The following is a 17,919-nucleotide window of genomic DNA, read 5'->3' as shown; positions in this document are numbered from 1 at the left end:
CGGCCGCCGGGCGCGGCCCCGTGCCGTGCGCCGCGCCGGCGTGGCCGCACCCCACGGGCGGGCCCGCCCGGCGCGGCAGCCGGCCCTCACTCCACGAACAGGCCCCGTGCCGCCGCCCTGGTGTCGAACTCCTCCAGCCGGGCCTGGGCGTCCGGGAGGGCGTCGCACATGGCCTCCAGCAGGACGCGGCCCAGCAGCATCGGGGCGCAGGCCGTGTCGAAGGCCAGGCCGGTGCCGACCGGGGCCGGCAGGAGCAGGTCGGTGTGGTGGGCGACGGGGGCGAACGCGCTGTCCGCGACGGTGATGACGGTCAGGCCCGCCGTACGGGCGTATTCGAGGGCGTCGACGACCTCGCGGGGGTGCCGGGGCAGGGCGAAGCAGATGAGGGCGGTGGCGCCGGCCCGGGCGGCGGCGTCGATGCGGTCGGTGAGCATGGTGCCGCCCTCGTCCAGCAGGCGGACGTCGGGGTGGACCTTGCGGGCGAAGTAGGCGAAGCCGGCGGCCTGGGCGGTGGCGGCCCGCAGGCCGAGGACGGGGAGCGGGCGGGAGGCGGCGAGCAGCCGGCCCGCCTCGCTCACCGGCGCCGGGTCGGCGAGCGCCGCGGCCAGGTGGCGGAGGTTGTCGATCTCCGCGTGTACGGCCTGCTGGTACTCGTTGTACGAGCCGGTGTCGTCGGGCTTCTCGGCGGGGGCGACGTCGCGCAGGTGGCGGCGGAGCGCGGGGTAGCCGTCGAAGCCGAGGGCGACGGCGAAGCGGGTGACCGAGGGCTGGCTGACGCCGGCCAGTTCGGCCAGTTCGACGCTGGAGAGGAAGGGCGCGTCGGCGGCCCGGCGCACCATGCAGTGCGCGATCCGGCGCTGCGTGGGGGTCAGCCGGTGGCCCTCGAAGAGCTTCTGGAGGCGGGCGGCGGTGCCGGTGTCCGCGCCGCCGGCCGCACCGTTCTCCGCGCCCCGCGTCTCCCGGGCCCGCTCCTGCTCCGTGGTGGCCGGCCGGCCCCCGGCCGCGCCGGCGACGCCGCCGCCGTTGTCCCCGTCCCCGCTCATCGCCTCTTCTTCCCGGCCCGTTCGGGGGCCTTGTCCTGTGTCGACCGACTGTACGGAACTTCTGGCCCGCGCCGACCCGCACGACGCATCATGAGCGCGCCGGACGGGCCCGTCGCCCCGGCCCCGGGGCCCGCGCCCCGGGCCGAGGGCAGCACCACCGTGCCCGTCACCCCCACCGTGCCCGTCATCGCCGCCCCCTCATATCCGTGCCAGCTCGTCGAGCAGCCCCACCGCGACCGCGACGTCGGCGGTCAGAGGGCGGTCCTCCATGCGGGGGTCGAGGGCGTCGGCGGCGAGGTGGTAGGCGTCGGTCAGCGGGAGGCCCGGGTCGGGTTCGAGGGAGCGCATGCGCAGCGCGCGGACGGCGGCGACCAGTTCGCAGGCGAGCACCTGACGGTAGTACGTGCAGGCACGCAGGGTCTGGCGGGCGGCCAGGGAGGCGAAGCTGGCCTGCTCCTCGACGCCCCGGGAGAGCACGGCGTGGCCGAGGGAGGCCGGGTGGGAGACCGCGCGCATCTCCCCGAGGGCCGCGCCGGCCGCGTATTCGAGGATCATCACGCCGGAGCTGGCCGGGGCGGCGTCGCCCAGGAAGGGCCGCAGCCGGGTGAAGTCCGGCTCGGAGAGCGCGGCCAGGCGGGCGGTGGACAGCCGGGCCGTCTGCAGGACGGCGAGGCGGAAGGTGTCGAGGGCGAGCGCCGCATGGGCGGCGTAGAAGTTGCCGTGGTGGTAGGCGGCCTGGTCCTCGATGCTGATCAGGGGGTTCTCGGCGGCGGCGTTGACCTCCACGGTGAGGATTTCGTCGAGGGCGTCGGCGGCGTCGAGCGCGGGGCCGTGGATCTGCGGGAGGCAGCGGAAGCCGTAGGGGTCCTGGATGCGTCCCAGCGGCGGGGCGGGGCGCGGCGGTACGCCCGCGAGGGTGCGCATACGGGTGGCGGCGGCCGCGGAGCCGCGGTGCGGGCGGGCCAGCATCACCGGTTCGGCGAAGGGTTCGTGGGAGCCGCCGACCGCGAGCAGGGAGAGTGCGGCGACCGGCAGCGAGGCGGCCAGCAGGCGGCGGAGTTCGTCCAGGGCGAGCGCGGACTGGCCGAGGGTGAGGGCGTTGCTGCTGATCAGGGCCAGGGCGTCGTTGTTGTCGAGGGCGAGCGGTGCCGGTGCCCGGGCGCCGGGCGCACACGTCCAGGGGTGTTCGCCGGCCAGCGCGAGTCCGGTCTGGGCGAGGGCGGCGAGGTCCCCGGTGCCGACCGCGCCGTGCTCGTTGACGACCGGGTGCGCGCCCGAGTCCAGCGCGGCGAGGAGCGCGGTGATGACGGCGGGGTTGAGGCCGGCGCCGCCCGCCAGCAGCTGGTTGACCCGCACCACGAGCATGGCGCGGACCTCGCGGGCGGGCAGCGGGTCGCCGATCGCGCCGGCGTGGCTGCGCAGCAGGCGGAGTCCGTGGGCGGCGTCGGCGGCCCCGACGTCCTCCGTGCGGTTCGCGCCGACGCCGGTGCTGCGCCCGTAGACGCGGCCGGTGGCGGCGAGGCGGCGGGCGGTCTCCCAGGATTCCTCGGCGCGGGCGAACGCCTTGGGGTCGGGCGGTGCGGGGCGGGCGGTGCGCTCCGCGAGGGCCGTGATGTCCGCGGTGTGCAGACCGGTGCCGTCGAGCGTGATGCGCCGGCCGGCCCGTCGGCCGGTGTCCAGCATGTGGGAAACCAAGGCGCTCAACTCCCTCTTATAACGCGCTTTGTGAACGAAAGTCCGACACCACGTTCCGTACGGTGAAGCGAAGTACGAGGCGAATTCAGAAGAGAACTCGTGGGTATCGCGCGCCGTCACCACGCGAGGTAACGAACGATTTACTTCCGCCTATTGACTTCTATTCACACGCCTAAGACTCTGCATGACACTATGCAGGCCGGGCAAGGGGCAGCGGATGATCAAGTTCGACGCAGTCAGCAAGCGATACCCGAATGGCACCACCGCCGTGGACGAGCTGTCCCTGGACCTCCCCGAGGGCGGCGTCACCGTCCTCGTCGGCTCGTCCGGATGCGGCAAGACGACCACCCTGCGGATGGTGAACCGCATGGTCGAGCCGACCTCCGGCACGATCAGCGTCGGCGGCCGCGACATCCTGGAGGCGGACGCCGCCGAGCTGCGCCGCGGCATCGGCTACGTCATCCAGCAGTCCGGTCTCTTCCCTCACCGTACGGTCCTCGACAACATCGCGACCGTCCCGCTGCTGCTGGGCTGGGGCCGGCGCAAGGCCCGCGCCCGCGCCGCCGAGCTGCTGGAGCTGGTGGGGCTGCCCGCGGACGCCGGCAAGCGCTATCCGCACCAGCTCTCCGGCGGCCAGCAGCAGCGCGTCGGGGTGGCCCGGGCGCTGGCCGCCGACCCGCCGGTGCTGCTGATGGACGAGCCGTTCGGCGCGGTCGACCCGGTCGTCCGCACCCAGTTGCAGAACGAGCTGCTGCGGCTCCAGGAGGAGCTGCGCAAGACCGTCGTGTTCGTCACCCACGACATCGACGAGGCGGTCCGCCTCGGCGACCGGATCGCGGTCTTCCGCACCGGCGGCCGGCTCGTCCAGTGCGCCGCACCCGCCGAGCTGCTGGCCCGGCCCGCCGATGACTTCGTCGCCGACTTCCTGGGCGCCGAGCGCGGGCTCAAGCTGCTCTCGCTCACCAGCCTGGCCGATGTGCCCTCCGCGCCCGGCCGGGCGATACCCGCGGACGAGCCGGCCGGTGCGGTGCCCCGCGACGGCGGGCGCTGGCGCCTGGTGACCTCCGCGCGCGGGGAGCCGCTGGGCTGGCTCGACACCGACGCGCTGCCCGCCGGCGGCACCGCGGGCGAGGCCGCGCTGGCGCCCGTACGGCCGCTGCGCGACACCGACTCCCTGCTGTCGGCGCTCAACGAGGCGGTCTCCTCGCCGGCCGGCGCGGTCGCCCGGGTCTCCGCGGACGGCGTGCTGACCGGGATCACCTCGCGCGAGGCGATCCACGACCGGGCCGGCCGCAGCCACGCGGAGGCCGCGGGCACCCCGACGCCCGCGGGCACCGCCGGGGCCGCGGCCACGGACGCCACCGCACCCGCGGGCACCGCCACGGAGCGTCCCGCATGACCATCGAATGGGGCTGGTTCCCCGACCACGCCGACGAGATGATCCGGCTGACCGCGGACCACCTCGCCACCGCCGTGCCCGCCGTCCTCCTCGGCCTGCTGATCGCGCTGCCGCTGGCGGTCCTCGCGCACCGCGTACGGCCGTTGCGCGCCTTCGTCCTCGGCGCCTCCAACATCCTCTACACCATTCCCTCCCTCGCCTTCTTCGTGCTGCTGCTGCCGGTCACCGGGCTGACCCGCACCACCGCGATCGTCGGCCTGACCGCCTACACCCTGGTGGTGCTCGTACGGAACACCGTCGAGGGCCTGGACGCGGTGCCCGTCAAGGCACGCGAGGCGTCCAGGGCGATGGGCACGAAGCCGCTGCGCACCCTGCTCACCGTCGAGCTGCCGCTCGCCCTTCCGGTGATCATGGCGGGCGTACGGGTCGCCACCGTCATGTCCATCTCCCTGGTCAGCGTGGCGAGTTACATCGGCTACGGCGGCCTCGGCCAGCTCTTCACCGACGGCTTCCAGCGCAACTTCCCCACCCCGGTCGTCGCCGGTGTGGTCCTGACCCTGCTGCTCGCCCTGGTCGCCGACGCGCTGCTGGTGACCGTCCAGTGGCTGTGCACCCCCTGGCGGCGCGGCACCGCCCGGCCGCGCGCCGCGACGTCGCCGTTCGGGAAGCTGCCGGCCGCCCTCAAGCTGTGGAAGCGAGCGTGACGCACCGATGCTCGAACTGTTGAAGAACCTCGCGTCCTGGCTGACCAGCCCGGCCCAGTGGTCGGGCCCCGAGGGCATCGCCGCCCGCGTCCTGGAGCACCTGGAGTACTCGGTGCTCGCCACCCTCGCCGCGGCCGTGATCGCGCTGCCCGTCGGCCTGCTCATCGGGCACACCGGCCGCGGCGCCTTCCTCGCCGTGAACCTCTCCTCCTTCGGCCGCGCGCTGCCCACCGTCGGCCTGGTGACGCTCGTCTTCCTGGCCGGCGGGCTGAGCGTGTGGCCGGTGTACGTCTCCCTGGTCGCCCTCGCGGTGCCGGTGATCATCACGAACACCTACGCGGGGATGGCCGCGGTCGACCCGGAGGTCAAGGACGCCGCCAAGGGCGTGGGGCTGCGCGGCCGGCAGATCCTCTGGCAGGTCGAACTCCCGCTGGCGCTGCCGCTGATCATGACCGGCGTACGGCTGGCGACCGTGCAGGTCGTCGCCACCGCCACCATCGCCGCCTACGTCAGCTTCGGCGGGCTGGGCCGCTACGTCTTCGACGGCCTGGCGCAGCGCGATCTGGTGCAGGTGCTCGGCGGCGCGGCCCTGGTCGCGGTGCTCGCCGTCGTCGCCGACCTGGCGCTGGGCGGCCTGACCCGGCTGCTGTTCCGCGGCCGCCCGGCCACCGCCCGCTGATGCCCGCCGCCCCCGCCGCGGCCCGTCGGGGGAGCGCCGCCCCGCCCCCGTCCGTACGTCCCGAGGAGCCCCGCCCATGAACCGTCGTTCCGTCCTCGCCGCGCTGCTCGCCGGGGCGTCCGCCCCGGCGCTGGCCGCCTGTTCCTCCGGCATCACCTCCCTCAAGGGGGACGGCGCCGGCGGCGACAGCGGGAGCAGCAGCGGCGGACTCGTCATCGGCACCGCCAACTTCACCGAGAACCAGGTCCTCGGCTACCTCTACGCGGGCGTGCTGGCCGCAGCCGGGGTCAAGGCCACCGTCAAGCCCAACCTCGGCTCCCGCGAGATCGTGGTGCCCGCGCTGCGCTCCGGCGACATCGACATGCTCCCCGAATACCAGGGCAGCCTGCTGCTCTACCTCGACAAGAAGGCCACCGAGACCGAGGCGGGCGCGATGCAGAACGCGCTGGCCACGGTGGTCCCCGACGGCCTGGAGGTGCTCCCCTACGCGGCCGCCGAGGACCGCGACAGCTTCGCCGTCACCCGGGAGACCGCCGACCGCTACGGCCTCAGAACGCTCGCCGACCTGCGCAAGGTCAACGGGAAGCTGACCTTCGGTGCCGCCGCCGAAATGAAGAAGCGGGTCGTCGGGGTCGTCGGCCTCAAGGAGCAGTACGGGGTGGAATTCAAGGAATTCAAGGCGCTGGATTCGTCCGGCCCGCTGGTCAAGGGCGCATTGAAGAAGGGCGATGTCGACGTCGCCAACGTCTTCACCACCGACGTCGACACCGCGGAGAACGGCTGGGTGCTGCTGGCGGATCCCAAGCACCTCATTCCCGCCCAGCACATCGTTCCGCTGATCGCCGCCCGCAAGGCCGACTCCAAGGTGCGCAAGGCGCTCGCCCGGCTGGGCAACGCCCTGACGACCGACGATCTCACCCAGCTCAACCGCCTCGTCGACAAGGACAAGCAGGACCCCGACCGGGTGGCGGACGCCTGGCTCAAGAAGCACAAGCTGGGGTGAGGCGCCACCCGCCACCGCCCGGCGGTCGGTGGCGGGCGGCCGGCGCCGTCCAGCCCCTCGGCCGGGCCGCCCGGGAGCCGTAAGGTGCGGCCATGACCGACTTCGCCGCCACCACGCGCGAGACGTACGACGCCATCGCCGCCGCGTACGCCCGGCGCTGGCGGTCCACCCCGGCAGCGGTCACCGCCGAGGCCGACCGGCTCGCCGGGCTGCTCCCCGCCGGGGCGGTGCTCGCGGACATCGGCTGCGGGCCCGGCCACCACACCCGTCTGCTGCGCGAACGCGGCTTCCGGGCCACCGGCTTCGACCTGTCCCGCGAGATGCTCGCCGCCGGCGGCGTCCCCGGCCTCGTCCAGGCCGACATGCGCGCCCTGCCGCTGGCCCCGTCGGCCGTCGACGCGGTGTGGTGCGTGGCCGCCCTGCTGCACATTCCGCGCCCCGAAGTGCCCGGGGTGCTGGCCGAGTTCGCCCGGGTCGTACGGCCGGGCGGCCGTCTCGTGCTGAGCCTCGCCGAGGGCGACGGCGAGGACTGGGAGGCCGTCCCCTACGCCCCGGAGCTGCGGCGCTGGTACGTGCGGCACCGCCTCGCGCCGCTCACCGGGCTGCTGGCCGACGCGGGCTTCGAGGTGACCGGGGACACCCGGTGGACCACCCACCGCGACTGGCTGATGCTGCACGCCCGGCGACGGCACTGACCGCGGCCACCCGGCGAACGCCCCTCAGTCGGTGACCCGCACCGCCGACCCCCGCTCCGACAGGCGGGGCGCGCACAGGATGCGCTTGCGGCGGACCCGCCGGCCCTCGATGGCGGCGACCGCGAGCCGGGCGGCCTCCTTGGCGATGTCCCCGAGGCCCCAGTCGACGGTGGTCAGCGGCGGGGTCAGCACACGGGAGACCGGGTGGTCGTCGAAGCCGACGACGGACAGGTCGCGGCCCACGGTGAGGGACGCTTCGGCGGCGGCCGCGTAGACGCCGTAGGCGATGGAGTCGGAGAAGCAGAAGACGGCGGTGGGCGGGGCGAGGCCGGGACCGGCGGGCCGGCGGCCGTCGGGGCTGTTGGTCAGCACCCGGCGGGCGACCGCGGTCGCCTCGCTCAACTCCTGCGCGCAGGGCACCACTTCGACACCGAGGCCGAGCCGGTCGGCGGCCTCGCGGACATAGACGTCGGCGGGGCGGTCGGGGGTGGAGGGGCCGGTGGGGGTGAGCACCGTGACCCGGCGGTGGCCCAGGCCGCGCAGGTAGTCGAGCACGGCGTCGATGCCGGCGCGGTTGTCGAAGAGCACCTCGCCCGCGGTACGGGCGCGGCTCAGCGCGTCGCCGATGGAGACCACCGGCACCGCGTCGGCGATCACCGCCCAGCCCTCGGCGGACGGGTCGACGGGCGAGACCAGCAGACCGTCGACGCGCTGGTCGCGCAGCTGCTTGGCGAGGGTCAGCTCGCGGGCCGGGTCGCCGCCCGCGTCGAGGATCAGCGCATAGCGGTCGCCGGCCAGCAGCTCGCGCCCTATGGCGGCCATCAGCTGCTGCTGCCAGAGGTCCTGGAGGTCACCGGCGAGCACACCGACGGTGCTGGTGCGGCCGCTGGCGAGGGCGCGGGCGATCGGGTCGGCCTCGTAGCCGAGTTCGGCGGCGGCCTTGCGCACCCGCTCCTCGGTCTCCTTGGAGACGTGCTTGCCGCGCAGCGCGTAGGAGACGGCGGCGGTGGAGAGTCCGGTGGCCTCGGCCACCTCGCGGAGGGTGGTGCGCTTATTGGGCCTGGCCATGCCAGGAAGCCTACCCAAGGAGGCGCCCCGGCCCGGCGCACGAGGCGGGTCGGACACCCGGCGGCTCCGGCGCAGGCTTGACAGCGCTCCTTGTTAACCGCTTCACTTAAACGTATCAGTGAAGCGGTTAAGTGAAGCGGTTGAGGAGGTCGGCGTCCGTGCCCACCGATGTCCACCAGCACCTCTGGCCGGCCGCGTTCCTCGCCCTGCTGCGGGCCCGCGAGGCGCCGCCCCGGCTCGACGGCTGGACCCTGCACCTGCCCGGCGAGCCGCCGTACGACGTCGCCCCCGCCGACCACGACGTCGCGTCCCGCACCGCGCTCGCCCGCGCCGACGGCCTCGACCTGGCCCTGGTGTCGCTCTCCAGCCCGCTCGGCGTCGAGTACCTGCCGCCCGAGGAGGCCGACCCGCTGCTCGCCGCGTTCCACGACGGCGCGCTGGAGCTGCCCGCCCCCTTCGGCGCCTGGGCCGCGGCCCGGCTGTCCGCGCCCGGCCCGGACACCGGCGCGCTGCGGGACGTGCTGCGGCGCGGCTGCGTGGGCCTGCAACTGCCCGCCACCGCACTGCTCGACGCCGCGGGGTGGGACCGCTGCGCCCCGCTGCTGGACGTCCTCACCGAGCTGGACAAGCCGCTGTTCGTGCACCCCGGCGCCGCCCCGGCCGCACCGCCCGGCGCGCCCGCCTGGTGGCCGGCACTGGTCCCGTACGTCCATCAGATGCACGCCGCGTGGTTCGCCTTCCGCGCCTTCGGCCGGCCGCGCCACCCCGGGCTGCGGGTCTGCTTCGCGGCGCTGGCGGGCCTGGCGCCGCTGCACGGCGAACGGCTGGTGGCCCGCGGCGGCGGAGCGGACCGCGGCCGGGTGGACCACCGCGTCTTCTACGAGACCTCCTCGTACGGGACCCGCGCGGTGGACGCCCTGGTCCGGGCCGCCGGCATCGACGTGGTCGTCAGCGGCAGCGACCGCCCGTACGCCCGGCCGGTGATCCCCGACCTCGGCGCGGAGGCCGCCGTCCACGCCCTGCGCACCGCCAATCCGGCCCGCCTGCTGGGCCCGACGAAAGGAGCCCGCCCATGACCCCCGCCGCCACTCCCGCCGCGTCCCGGACCGAGACCGCCCGGGAGGCCGCCGGCGGCGCGCGGCCGTTCGCCGCGCTGCCCGCGCGCAACCTCGACAAGCGCGAGCTGAAGACCCTGGTCGACGGGCTCGCCGCGCGCCCGGACCTGTGGCGCGAGCAGGTCGCGTTCTCCGACGACGAGCGGCACTACGCGTCCCTGTACCGCGACGAGTTCGTCGATGTCTGGCTGCTGTGCTGGACGCGGCGGAACGACACCGGCTGGCACGACCACGACCTCTCCTCCGGCGCGGTCCGTGTCGTCCAGGGCGTGCTGACCGAGTCCAACCCCCGGATCGGCGGGGAGCACCTGGCCACCGCCGTCGGCGCCGGCGCCTCCTTCTGCTTCGGCCCGGACCACATCCACCGCCTCACCGGCGCGACCGACGACGCGGTGTCGGTGCACGCCTACTCGCCGCCGCTGTGGCGGCTGGGCCAGTACGACATCACCGAGGACGGCCTGATGCGGCGGGTCTCGGTCTCGTACGCGGACGAACTGCGACCGCTGGGCGACGCGTCCCCGGCGGCCTGAGCACCGCCGTCCACCACCTGGGCCGCGGCGCCCCGCACGGGCCGCCGCGGCCGCGCCCCGTCACCGCGAATCCAGCGCTTTCCGGTCCCACCTATTGACCTTCCATTCACTGGGCTTGATCCTGCATGGACCCATACAGGAACGACCCGGGGCGGATTCATGGCAGGTGTGGTCGAACGGCGCTCGATCGACGTCGTCCCCGACGACGAACGGCACGGCAGCGCATTCAGCCAGTTCACCCTCTGGTTGGGCGCCAACCTCCAGATCACCGCCGTGGTCACCGGCGCGCTGGCCGTCGTCTTCGGGGCGAACGCCTTCTGGTCGCTGATCGGGCTGCTGCTCGGCAACCTCGCGGGCGGCGCGGTGATGGCGCTGCACTCCGCGCAGGGCCCGCGGCTCGGACTGCCCCAGATGATCACCTCCCGGGCGCAGTTCGGGGTGCGCGGGGCAGTGATCCCGCTGGCGCTGGTCATCGTGATGTACATCGGGTTCTTCGCCAGCGGCAGCGTGCTCGCCGGCCAGGCGGTCGGTGAGCTGACGCACCTGGGCGAGACCCCGGGCATCATCGTCTTCGCCGCGGTGACCGCGCTCGCCGCGGCCGTCGGCTACCGCCTCATCCACACCCTCGGCAGGATCGCCGGCCTGGTCTGCGCGCTGACCTTCGTCTATCTGGGCGTCCGGCTGCTCCAGCGCGCCGACCTCGGCACGCTGCTGGCGGACCACCGGTTCGCCCTGCCGGCCTTCCTGCTCGCCGTCTCCCTCTCGGCCTCCTGGCAGCTGGCGTTCGGCCCGTACGTCGCCGACTACTCGCGCTACCTGCCGCGGCACACCTCGGCGCGCGCCACGTTCTGGTGGACGCTGTCCGGCTCGGTGCTCGGCTCGCAGTGGTCGATGACCTTCGGGGTGCTGGCGGCCGCCGCCGCGCCGGCCGCGTTCGTCGGGCACGAGGTCGGCTACCTCGTCGGCCTGGGCGGCACCGGGCTGATCGCCTCGCTCCTCTACTTCGTCATCGCGCTCGGCAAGCTCACCATCAACATCCTCAACACCTACGGCGGCTTCATGTCGCTGGTCACCAGCGTCAGCGGCTTCCGCGGGCAGCGGACCCTCTCGCCGCGCGGCCGCTCGGCGTACATCGCCGGCATCATGCTGGCCGGCACGGCCGTCGCCCTCCTGGGCAAGGACTCCTTCCTGACGTCCTTCAAGGACTTCCTGCTGTTCCTGCTGACCTTCTTCACGCCCTGGTCGGCGGTCAACCTCGTCGACTACTACCTGATCTCCAAGGAGCGGTACGACGTGCCGGCGCTCAGCGACCCGGCCGGCCGCTACGGCGCCTGGAACGTCACGGCGCTGGCCGTCTACGCCCTCGGTGTGCTCGCCCAACTCCCGTTCCTGGCCACCGCCTTCTACACCGGGCCGCTGGTGGACCGGCTCGGCGGCGCGGACGTCTCCTGGCTCGTGGGCCTCGTCGTACCGGCCGTCCTGTACTGGCTCACCGCCCGCCGCGACACCGCCCGCGTGGCACGGCCGGCGGTGCCGGACGACGAGCACGGGGCGAACGCGCCCGCCGGAACGGGGGGTTAGCCCTACCGCGCGCCGCGCCCCCGGTCCGTAGGCTCACCGGTATGGCGACACACGACCCCGAGCTGCGCAAGGAACTCGACGCGACCCTGCAGACCCGTAAGGAGCTGGGGCCGGAGTACGAGTCGGAGCTGGTGGAGTCCTTCCTGGAGAAGCTTTCCGGGACCGTCGACCGGCGGGTGCGGCGGCAGCTCGCCGAACAGCAGGTGCAGGTGGCGCGCGGCGCCCGCCCGCCGCGCCCGGCCGGCGACGGCAGCGACTTCTGGCAGCGGTTCGGGGTCGCCGCCCTCTCGCTGGTGCTGGCCGTCCCGCTCTCCGCGGTGGCGGCGGTCAACGCGGGACTGCCGGGACTGCTGGTGTGCTGGGCCGGCATCGTCGGCGTCAACGCCGTGCACAGTGCGAGCCTGCGCACCCTGCTGAACCGGCGCACCGAGCGCCGCGACGGCGAGTGGGACTGACGCCCCGGCGGGAGGAAGGTGTGGCGGGGACCGCCGCACCCCGGCCGGAGCCGGGGGCGGGACGACGGCGGTCCCCGCGAGGGACGCGCACCGGGTCAGGGCCGGTCGTCGCATCCGGGCGGCGATCTGGGAGGTCCGGGAGCCGCTCCGGAAGTCCGTATCGCCGTGCACATCAATGTGCCCGACGAGTGTTAAGCCCGTGCTGCGAGCACATGACGCATACGTACACCTTGCGGCGACAGCCCGTTTCCTGACGGCTTCCTGACGCCGCGGCAGGCGCGGGCGGCGGCCGCCACCGGGACGGCCGCCGCGACCGGCGCTACTTGCCGGCCTCGCGGGCCAGGAAGGCCAGCAGGTCCTGCCGGCTCACCACGCCCTTGGGCTTGCCCTCGACCAGGACGATCGCGGCGTCCGCGCCCTCCAGCACCGCCATCAGGTCCGAGACCGACTCGCCCGAGCCGACCTGCGGCAGCGGCGGGCACATGTGCTTCTCCAGCGGGTCGGTGAGCGAGGCGCGCTGGGTGAACAGCGCGTCCAGCAGCTCGCGCTCGACGACGGAGCCGACGACCTCGGCGGCCATCACGTCCGGGTGGCCGGCGCCCGGCTTGACGATCGGCATCTGCGAGACGCCGTACTCGCGCAGCACGTCGATCGCCTCGCCGACGGTCTCCTCGGGGTGCATGTGCACCAGCGAGGGCAGCGCGCCCTCCTTGTACTGGAGCACGTCGCTGACCCGGGCGGCGGTGCCGCCCTCCTCCAGGAAGCCGTAGTCGGCCATCCACTCGTCGTTGAAGATCTTGGAGAGGTAGCCGCGGCCGCTGTCCGGCAGCAGCACCACCACCACGTCGTCCGGGCCGAGCTCCGCGGCGACCTCCAGCGCGGCCACCACGGCCATCCCGCAGGAGCCGCCGACCAGCAGGCCCTCCTCCTTGGCGAGCCGCCGGGTCATCTGGAAGGCGTCCTTGTCCGACACCGCCACGATGCCGTCCGCGACCGTACGGTCGTAGGCGGTCGGCCAGAAGTCCTCACCGACGCCCTCGATCAGGTACGGGCGGCCGGAGCCGCCGCTGTAGACCGAGCCCTCCGGGTCGGCGCCGATGACCTTGACCCGGCCCTCGCTGGCGTCCTTGAGGTAGCGGCCGGTGCCGCTGATGGTGCCGCCGGTACCGACGCCCGCCACGAAGTGGGTGATCCGCCCGTCGGTCTGCGCCCACAGCTCCGGGCCGGTGGTCTCGTAGTGCGACCGCGGGTTGTTGGGGTTGCTGTACTGGTCGGGCTTCCAGGCCCCGGGCGTCTCGCGCACCAGGCGGTCCGAGACGTTGTAGTACGAGTCCGGGTGCTCGGGGTCCACCGCCGTCGGGCAGACCACCACCTCGGCGCCGTACGCCCGCAGCACGTTGATCTTGTCCGTGGACACCTTGTCCGGGCAGACGAAGATGCACTTGTAACCCTTTTGCTGGGCCACGATCGCCAGGCCGACACCGGTGTTCCCGGAGGTCGGCTCCACGATGGTGCCGCCCGGCTTCAGCTCACCCGACTGCTCGGCGGCCTCGATCATCCGCAGCGCGATCCGGTCCTTGACCGAACCTCCGGGGTTGAAGTACTCGACCTTCGCCAGGACGGTGGCCTGGATCCCTCGAGTGACGTTGTTGAGCCGCACCAGCGGGGTGTTGCCGACGAGCTCAATCATCGAATCGTAAAACTGCACGGTGGTCTCCGCGGTCGGGGGCACGCTCTCCTGCGCCCGTGCGGCCAGCCTATTGCCCGGGCCCGTTGGAGGAAGGGTGCGTTGCGTTCCGTGCAGGAACGGGCAACACCCTGTTGTAGGAGTTCTTGCTGATTCAAGAGCGCGCCCGGCCGCCGGCCGTGGCGCGCCGCCCTGCACGGGGAGGTGCCCGGCCCATGCCGATGACGATGTCCAGGGCGAGGGTGGCCCGGCGGATCGCGACCGCCGCCGCGTTCGGCGGCGGCGGGATCGGGCTGCTCGGCGTCGCCGCCGTCGGCGTGCTGCTGACCGAGGTGCGGCTCGCGCGCCGTACGGTCGGCGGCTCCAGCGACATCCCGCCGTGCGCCGACGGCCGCTACGGCGCGGCCCTCGGCCATCGCACCGACCGTCCGCCGCTGCGGCTGGGCTTCCTCGGCGACTCCACCGCCGCGGGCCAGGGCGTGCACCGCGCCTCGCAGACACCGGGCGCGCTGCTCGCCTCGGGGCTGGCGGCGGTCTCCGAACTGCCCGTGGACTTCCGCAACGTGGCGCTGCCCGGCGCGCAGTCGGACGACCTGGCGCGCCAGGTGGAGCTGATGCTGGCGGACGGCTCCGGGACCCCGGACGTCTGCGTCATCATGATCGGCGCCAACGACGTCACCCACCGGATGCCGCCCGCGCAGTCCGTACGCCACCTCGCCGAGGCGGTGCGGCGGCTGCACACCGCGGGCTGTGCGGTGGTGGTGGGCACCTGCCCCGATCTGGGCACCATCGAGCCGGTCTACCAGCCGCTGCGCTGGGTGGCCCGGCGGCTGTCCCGGCAGCTCGCGGCCGCCCAGACCATCGGGGTGATCGAGAGCGGCGGCCGTACGGTCTCGCTGGGCGATCTGCTGGGCCCCGAGTTCGAGGCGCGCCCCCGCGAGCTGTTCGGGCCGGACAACTACCACCCGTCGGCCGAGGGCTACGCCACCGCCGCGATGGCCGTCCTGCCGACGCTGTGCGCGGCACTGGGGCTGTGGCCGGAGGGGGAGCGGCCGGAGCCGGCCCGCGGCGAGGGTCTGCTGCCGGTCGAGCAGGCGGCCGCCGAGGCGGCGTCCGAGGGCGGTACGGAGGTCACCGCCTCCCGTGCGCCCTGGGCGCTGCTCAAGCACCGCAGGCGCCGCCAGCTGCCGTCCGGGGAGCCGACCGACCCCTCGTCGATCGGCCGCTGAGGCCCCGGCCGGGCCCGGGGCCGTACGGGAGCGCCCCGGGCCGTCGGGAATACCCGGCGGCCCCCGCCCGTTCCCATAAGCGCCCGCTTAGAAAAGAGGCCCGCATCACAGGCCGCACCCCGTGACCTCCGCAGTACGCGCAGGTAACTTCCCTCACAGTCCTGCGTTCTCTCTCCTTTGGAGCCGTGATGCCCGAAGCCGTGATCGTCTCAGCCGCCCGCTCCCCGATCGGCCGCGCCTTCAAGGGCTCGCTCAAGGACCTGCGTCCGGACGACCTGACCGCGAAGATCATCGAGGCCGCCCTCGCCAAGGTCCCCGAGCTGGACCCCAGGGACATCGACGACCTGATGCTCGGCTGCGGCCTGCCCGGCGGCGAGCAGGGCCACAACCTCGGCCGCATCGTGGCCGTCCAGATGGGGATGGACCACCTCCCCGGCTGTACGGTCACCCGCTACTGCTCCTCCTCGCTCCAGACGACCCGCATGGCGCTGCACGCCATCAAGGCCGGTGAGGGCGACGTGTTCATCTCGGCCGGCGTCGAGACCGTCTCGCGCAGCGTCAAGGGCAGCTCCGACGGCCTCCCGGACACCCACAACCCGCTCTTCGCCGACGCCGAGGCCCGTACCGCGGCCCGCGCCGAGCAGGAGGGCGCGGACTGGCACGACCCGCGCGAGGACGGCCTGATCCCGGACGCGTACATCGCGATGGGCCAGACCGCGGAGAACCTCGCCCGCCTCAAGGGCGTCACCCGCCAGGACATGGACGAGTTCGGCGTCCGCTCCCAGAACCTCGCCGAGAAGGCGATCAACGACGGTTTCTGGGCGCGGGAGATCACCCCGGTCACGCTGCCCGACGGCACGGTCGTCTCGCAGGACGACGGCCCGCGCGCCGGCGTCACCGTCGAGGGCGTCTCCGGCCTCAAGCCGGTCTTCCGCCCCGACGGCCTGGTGACCGCCGGCAACTGCTGCCCGCTGAACGACGGCGCGGCGGCGCTGGTGATCATGTCCGACACCAAGGCGCGCGAGCTGGGCCTGACGCCGCTGGCGCGGATCGTCTCCACCGGCGTCTCCGGCCTGTCCCCCGAGATCATGGGCTACGGCCCGGTCGAGGCCAGCAAGCAGGCCCTGCAGCGCGCCGGGCTCTCGGTCTCCGACATCGACCTGGTCGAGATCAACGAGGCGTTCGCCGCCCAGGTGATCCCCTCCTACCGGGACTTGGGCATCGACCTGGACCGGCTGAACGTCAACGGCGGCGCGATCGCCGTCGGCCACCCCTTCGGCATGACCGGCGCCCGCATCACCACCACCCTGATCAACTCCCTCCAGTGGCACGACAAGCAGTTCGGCCTGGAGACGATGTGCGTCGGCGGCGGCCAGGGCATGGCGATGGTCATCGAGCGGCTGAGCTGAGTCGCAGCGGAGGGTTGGGGCCGGGCGCGAGGAACGAGTGCCCGGCACCTGCCCGCAGCGGAGGCGAAGCTCAGCGCGACCACGGGCACGCGCGGCTGAGCCGAGTCGCAGCGGAGGGTCGGCGAGTGTGCCCTCCGCGGAGCCAAGGGTGTGCGCGAAACGGACCAACTTCCGCCCCGCGCACACCCTTCGTGCCTGTGCGGACACGGGCGGCTACCCCGGCGTGAGCCGTGTCACGCGTTAACAAGATCGCGACCCAATCTCCCCCAGGATTGTGACCAACGCCCCGGCGGCACCGCGTTCTTGCAGGTCAACACGGGTTCGCTCCGGCGTGCGAGGCCCAAAGCCCCCTGCATTTCGGGACATAGTGCACTGGGAGCGGTCGCCGACCCCCGGCAGGCTGATGTAGGAAGTCGGAGAACATTCTGCTAACGGGAGTCCGCCGGTGAGCGAGCCGCCACCGGAAGTCATTCCGTGAGCGAGTGCATCAAGGGGGTCGCCCCCACCGAAGTGGCGGGGGAAGTCCATGTACCGATGCACGGCCCGTGGGAAGTGGGCCGCCGAGCGAAGTGGGGAGGACGCATGAGCGAGCGGATCACCCGAGGGTGCGCGCCTCGTCCGTGCGCGCCCGAACGAAGCGAGGTTTCCGCATGAGCGTCACCACCCTCGTCCTGCTGCTGGCCGCGACCGCCGCCGTCGCGCTGGGCGTCGCCGCGCTGCGCACCGCACGCGCGCTGCGCCGCCAGCTCGCCGAGCTGCACGCCGAGCTCGTCGCCGCACGCCAGGACACCGCCGCACGCGCCGAGGCGGTGGACGGGGCGACCGCCGCGATTCCGGCCGCCCGCACCTCGCCCGCCGAGACCCCGCTCGCGGACATACGTGCCGCGGTCGCCGACGCGCTGGCCGAGGAGCGGGAACGCGAGCTGGCCGAGGCCCGCGCCTTCTGGGCCGCGCAGGAGGCCCGGGACGCCGCCGACGCCCCCTCCCTGCTGGGCGGTCTGGCCGGCCTCGGCGACGAGGGCCCGCTGGACGCCCGCGCCGACCAGCGCGACCTGCCCGAGCGGCCGGAGTTCGACCGGCTCGACACCCAGCCGTTCCTGCCCCGCCAGGCGGACTTCGCCGGCATCGAGCCGCTGCTGGGCCCGGACGCCCTGGAGGCGATGGAGACCCTGGAGTCGGTGGAGGCGCTGGACTCCCTGGACGCGCCGGAGCTGGAGCCCGTCGAGGAGACCGAGTCCGCCGAGCTGGCCGCCGCCCGCCGGCGCCACCCCTCGCACCCCGACTTCACGCCCTCCCCGGTGATCAGCGACCACGAGCGCACGGTCGCGCGCCTGGAGGAGCTGGCGCAGGAGCGCACCGCGGTCGTCGATGTCCGCCCCGGCCCGCTGGGCACCCTGGACGTCTACGTCTTCGCCGACGGCACCACGCTCTGCCTGACGCCCGGGCAGCGCGAGGCCGCCGAGCAGGTCGCCGAGGCGCTGCGCGCCGGGCTCACCCCGGTGCTGCTGGGCGGCTCCGGCGTCTCCGGCGGGTACGCGCTGACCTTCTCCTGGGGCGAGGGCCGCGAGGAGAGCGTCTACCTGCTCGCCGACCGCGTCATCGCCTCACTCTGACCCGCGGCGGCGCG

Annotated in this window: 16 protein-coding genes; 12 read left to right on the top strand and 4 right to left on the bottom strand. The window is 74.0% G+C overall.

Features of this window, described 5'->3' with window-relative positions:
• Positions 1-86 precede the first annotated feature (86 nt).
• Both SL103_RS03955 and SL103_RS03950 read right to left on the bottom strand, forming a co-directional pair.
• A complete protein-coding gene (locus SL103_RS03955; protein ID WP_069567386.1) occupies positions 87-1,043 on the bottom strand; it encodes a MurR/RpiR family transcriptional regulator in 957 nt (318 codons plus the stop codon).
• A gap of 198 nt (positions 1,044-1,241) precedes the next feature.
• Positions 1,242-2,726 carry an aromatic amino acid ammonia-lyase gene (locus SL103_RS03950; RefSeq protein ID WP_069567385.1) on the bottom strand — a complete coding sequence of 495 codons (1,485 nt, stop codon included), beginning with the start codon at positions 2,724-2,726 and terminating at the stop codon, positions 1,242-1,244.
• 229 nt (positions 2,727-2,955) lie between these two features.
• On the opposite strand from SL103_RS03950, the gene SL103_RS03945 reads away from it, so the two are divergent.
• The 5 genes from SL103_RS03945 to SL103_RS03925 all read left to right on the top strand — a co-directional run bounded on the left by SL103_RS03945 (position 2,956) and on the right by SL103_RS03925 (position 7,218).
• A complete protein-coding gene (locus SL103_RS03945) occupies positions 2,956-4,137 on the top strand; it encodes an ABC transporter ATP-binding protein (protein WP_069567384.1) in 1,182 nt (393 codons plus the stop codon).
• Positions 4,134-4,841, top strand: coding sequence for an ABC transporter permease (locus tag SL103_RS03940; protein WP_069567383.1), 708 nt, complete (start codon positions 4,134-4,136; stop codon positions 4,839-4,841). Before SL103_RS03945 ends, SL103_RS03940 begins: the two co-directional genes overlap by 4 nt.
• A 7-nt stretch (positions 4,842-4,848) precedes the next feature.
• Positions 4,849-5,520: an ABC transporter permease gene (locus SL103_RS03935; protein ID WP_069567382.1), complete on the top strand. Its 672-nt coding sequence runs from the start codon at positions 4,849-4,851 to the stop codon at positions 5,518-5,520.
• 76 nt (positions 5,521-5,596) lie between these two features.
• Positions 5,597-6,523 carry an ABC transporter substrate-binding protein gene (locus SL103_RS03930; RefSeq protein ID WP_069567381.1) on the top strand — a complete coding sequence of 309 codons (927 nt, stop codon included), beginning with the start codon at positions 5,597-5,599 and terminating at the stop codon, positions 6,521-6,523.
• 92 nt (positions 6,524-6,615) lie between these two features.
• Positions 6,616-7,218: a class I SAM-dependent DNA methyltransferase gene (locus SL103_RS03925; RefSeq protein ID WP_069567380.1), complete on the top strand. Its 603-nt coding sequence runs from the start codon at positions 6,616-6,618 to the stop codon at positions 7,216-7,218.
• Positions 7,219-7,242: 24 nt separating this feature from the next.
• On the opposite strand, the gene SL103_RS03920 is transcribed toward SL103_RS03925, so the two are convergent.
• A complete protein-coding gene (locus SL103_RS03920) occupies positions 7,243-8,286 on the bottom strand; it encodes a LacI family DNA-binding transcriptional regulator (RefSeq protein ID WP_069567379.1) in 1,044 nt (347 codons plus the stop codon).
• 158 nt (positions 8,287-8,444) lie between these two features.
• Between SL103_RS03920 and SL103_RS03915 the strand changes: the two genes are divergently transcribed.
• The 4 genes from SL103_RS03915 (at position 8,445) to SL103_RS03900 (ending at position 11,967) form a co-directional block, all read left to right on the top strand.
• Positions 8,445-9,362, top strand: a complete 918-nt coding sequence (locus SL103_RS03915; protein WP_069567378.1) for an amidohydrolase — start codon at positions 8,445-8,447, stop codon at positions 9,360-9,362.
• Positions 9,359-9,931, top strand: a complete 573-nt coding sequence (locus SL103_RS03910) for a cysteine dioxygenase (RefSeq protein ID WP_079145556.1) — start codon at positions 9,359-9,361, stop codon at positions 9,929-9,931. The genes SL103_RS03915 and SL103_RS03910 overlap by 4 nt, the downstream gene beginning before the upstream one ends.
• Positions 9,932-10,090: 159 nt before the next feature.
• A complete protein-coding gene (locus tag SL103_RS03905) occupies positions 10,091-11,512 on the top strand; it encodes a purine-cytosine permease family protein (protein WP_069567377.1) in 1,422 nt (473 codons plus the stop codon).
• Between the two features lie 41 nt (positions 11,513-11,553).
• Entirely contained in the window at positions 11,554-11,967 is a 414-nt protein-coding gene (locus SL103_RS03900) for a hypothetical protein (protein ID WP_069567376.1), read from the top strand.
• Positions 11,968-12,286: 319 nt separating this feature from the next.
• On the opposite strand, the gene SL103_RS03895 is transcribed toward SL103_RS03900, so the two are convergent.
• Complete coding sequence (locus SL103_RS03895) at positions 12,287-13,675, bottom strand: cystathionine beta-synthase (protein WP_069573379.1); 1,389 nt, start codon at positions 13,673-13,675, stop codon at positions 12,287-12,289.
• Positions 13,676-13,869: 194 nt separating this feature from the next.
• Between SL103_RS03895 and SL103_RS03890 the strand changes: the two genes are divergently transcribed.
• The 3 genes from SL103_RS03890 (at position 13,870) to SL103_RS03880 (ending at position 17,905) form a co-directional block, all read left to right on the top strand.
• Entirely contained in the window at positions 13,870-14,883 is a 1,014-nt protein-coding gene (locus tag SL103_RS03890; RefSeq protein WP_079145555.1) for an SGNH/GDSL hydrolase family protein, read from the top strand.
• A gap of 188 nt (positions 14,884-15,071) precedes the next feature.
• Entirely contained in the window at positions 15,072-16,292 is a 1,221-nt protein-coding gene (locus tag SL103_RS03885) for an acetyl-CoA C-acetyltransferase (RefSeq protein WP_069567374.1), read from the top strand.
• 650 nt (positions 16,293-16,942) lie between these two features.
• Positions 16,943-17,905, top strand: coding sequence for a hypothetical protein (locus tag SL103_RS03880; protein ID WP_069567373.1), 963 nt, complete (start codon positions 16,943-16,945; stop codon positions 17,903-17,905).
• Positions 17,906-17,919 lie beyond the last annotated feature (14 nt).

The organism is Streptomyces lydicus (assembly GCF_001729485.1).
Taxonomy (GTDB): domain Bacteria; phylum Actinomycetota; class Actinomycetes; order Streptomycetales; family Streptomycetaceae; genus Streptomyces; species Streptomyces lydicus_D.
This window is presented reverse-complemented; position numbering and strand designations above follow the sequence as displayed.

Coding starts and splice junctions, on each gene's coding strand:
- SL103_RS03900 (WP_069567376.1), top strand. CDS start 11,554: ATGGCGACACACGACCCCGAGCTGCGCAAGGAACTCGACGCGACCCTG.
- SL103_RS03885 (WP_069567374.1), top strand. CDS start 15,072: ATGCCCGAAGCCGTGATCGTCTCAGCCGCCCGCTCCCCGATCGGCCGC.
- SL103_RS03910 (WP_079145556.1), top strand. CDS start 9,359: ATGACCCCCGCCGCCACTCCCGCCGCGTCCCGGACCGAGACCGCCCGG.
- SL103_RS03880 (WP_069567373.1), top strand. CDS start 16,943: ATGAGCGTCACCACCCTCGTCCTGCTGCTGGCCGCGACCGCCGCCGTC.
- SL103_RS03905 (WP_069567377.1), top strand. CDS start 10,091: ATGGCAGGTGTGGTCGAACGGCGCTCGATCGACGTCGTCCCCGACGAC.
- SL103_RS03935 (WP_069567382.1), top strand. CDS start 4,849: ATGCTCGAACTGTTGAAGAACCTCGCGTCCTGGCTGACCAGCCCGGCC.
- SL103_RS03925 (WP_069567380.1), top strand. CDS start 6,616: ATGACCGACTTCGCCGCCACCACGCGCGAGACGTACGACGCCATCGCC.
- SL103_RS03955 (WP_069567386.1), bottom strand. CDS start 1,043: ATGAGCGGGGACGGGGACAACGGCGGCGGCGTCGCCGGCGCGGCCGGG.
- SL103_RS03950 (WP_069567385.1), bottom strand. CDS start 2,726: ATGCTGGACACCGGCCGACGGGCCGGCCGGCGCATCACGCTCGACGGC.
- SL103_RS03940 (WP_069567383.1), top strand. CDS start 4,134: ATGACCATCGAATGGGGCTGGTTCCCCGACCACGCCGACGAGATGATC.
- SL103_RS03890 (WP_079145555.1), top strand. CDS start 13,870: ATGCCGATGACGATGTCCAGGGCGAGGGTGGCCCGGCGGATCGCGACC.
- SL103_RS03930 (WP_069567381.1), top strand. CDS start 5,597: ATGAACCGTCGTTCCGTCCTCGCCGCGCTGCTCGCCGGGGCGTCCGCC.
- SL103_RS03945 (WP_069567384.1), top strand. CDS start 2,956: ATGATCAAGTTCGACGCAGTCAGCAAGCGATACCCGAATGGCACCACC.
- SL103_RS03920 (WP_069567379.1), bottom strand. CDS start 8,286: ATGGCCAGGCCCAATAAGCGCACCACCCTCCGCGAGGTGGCCGAGGCC.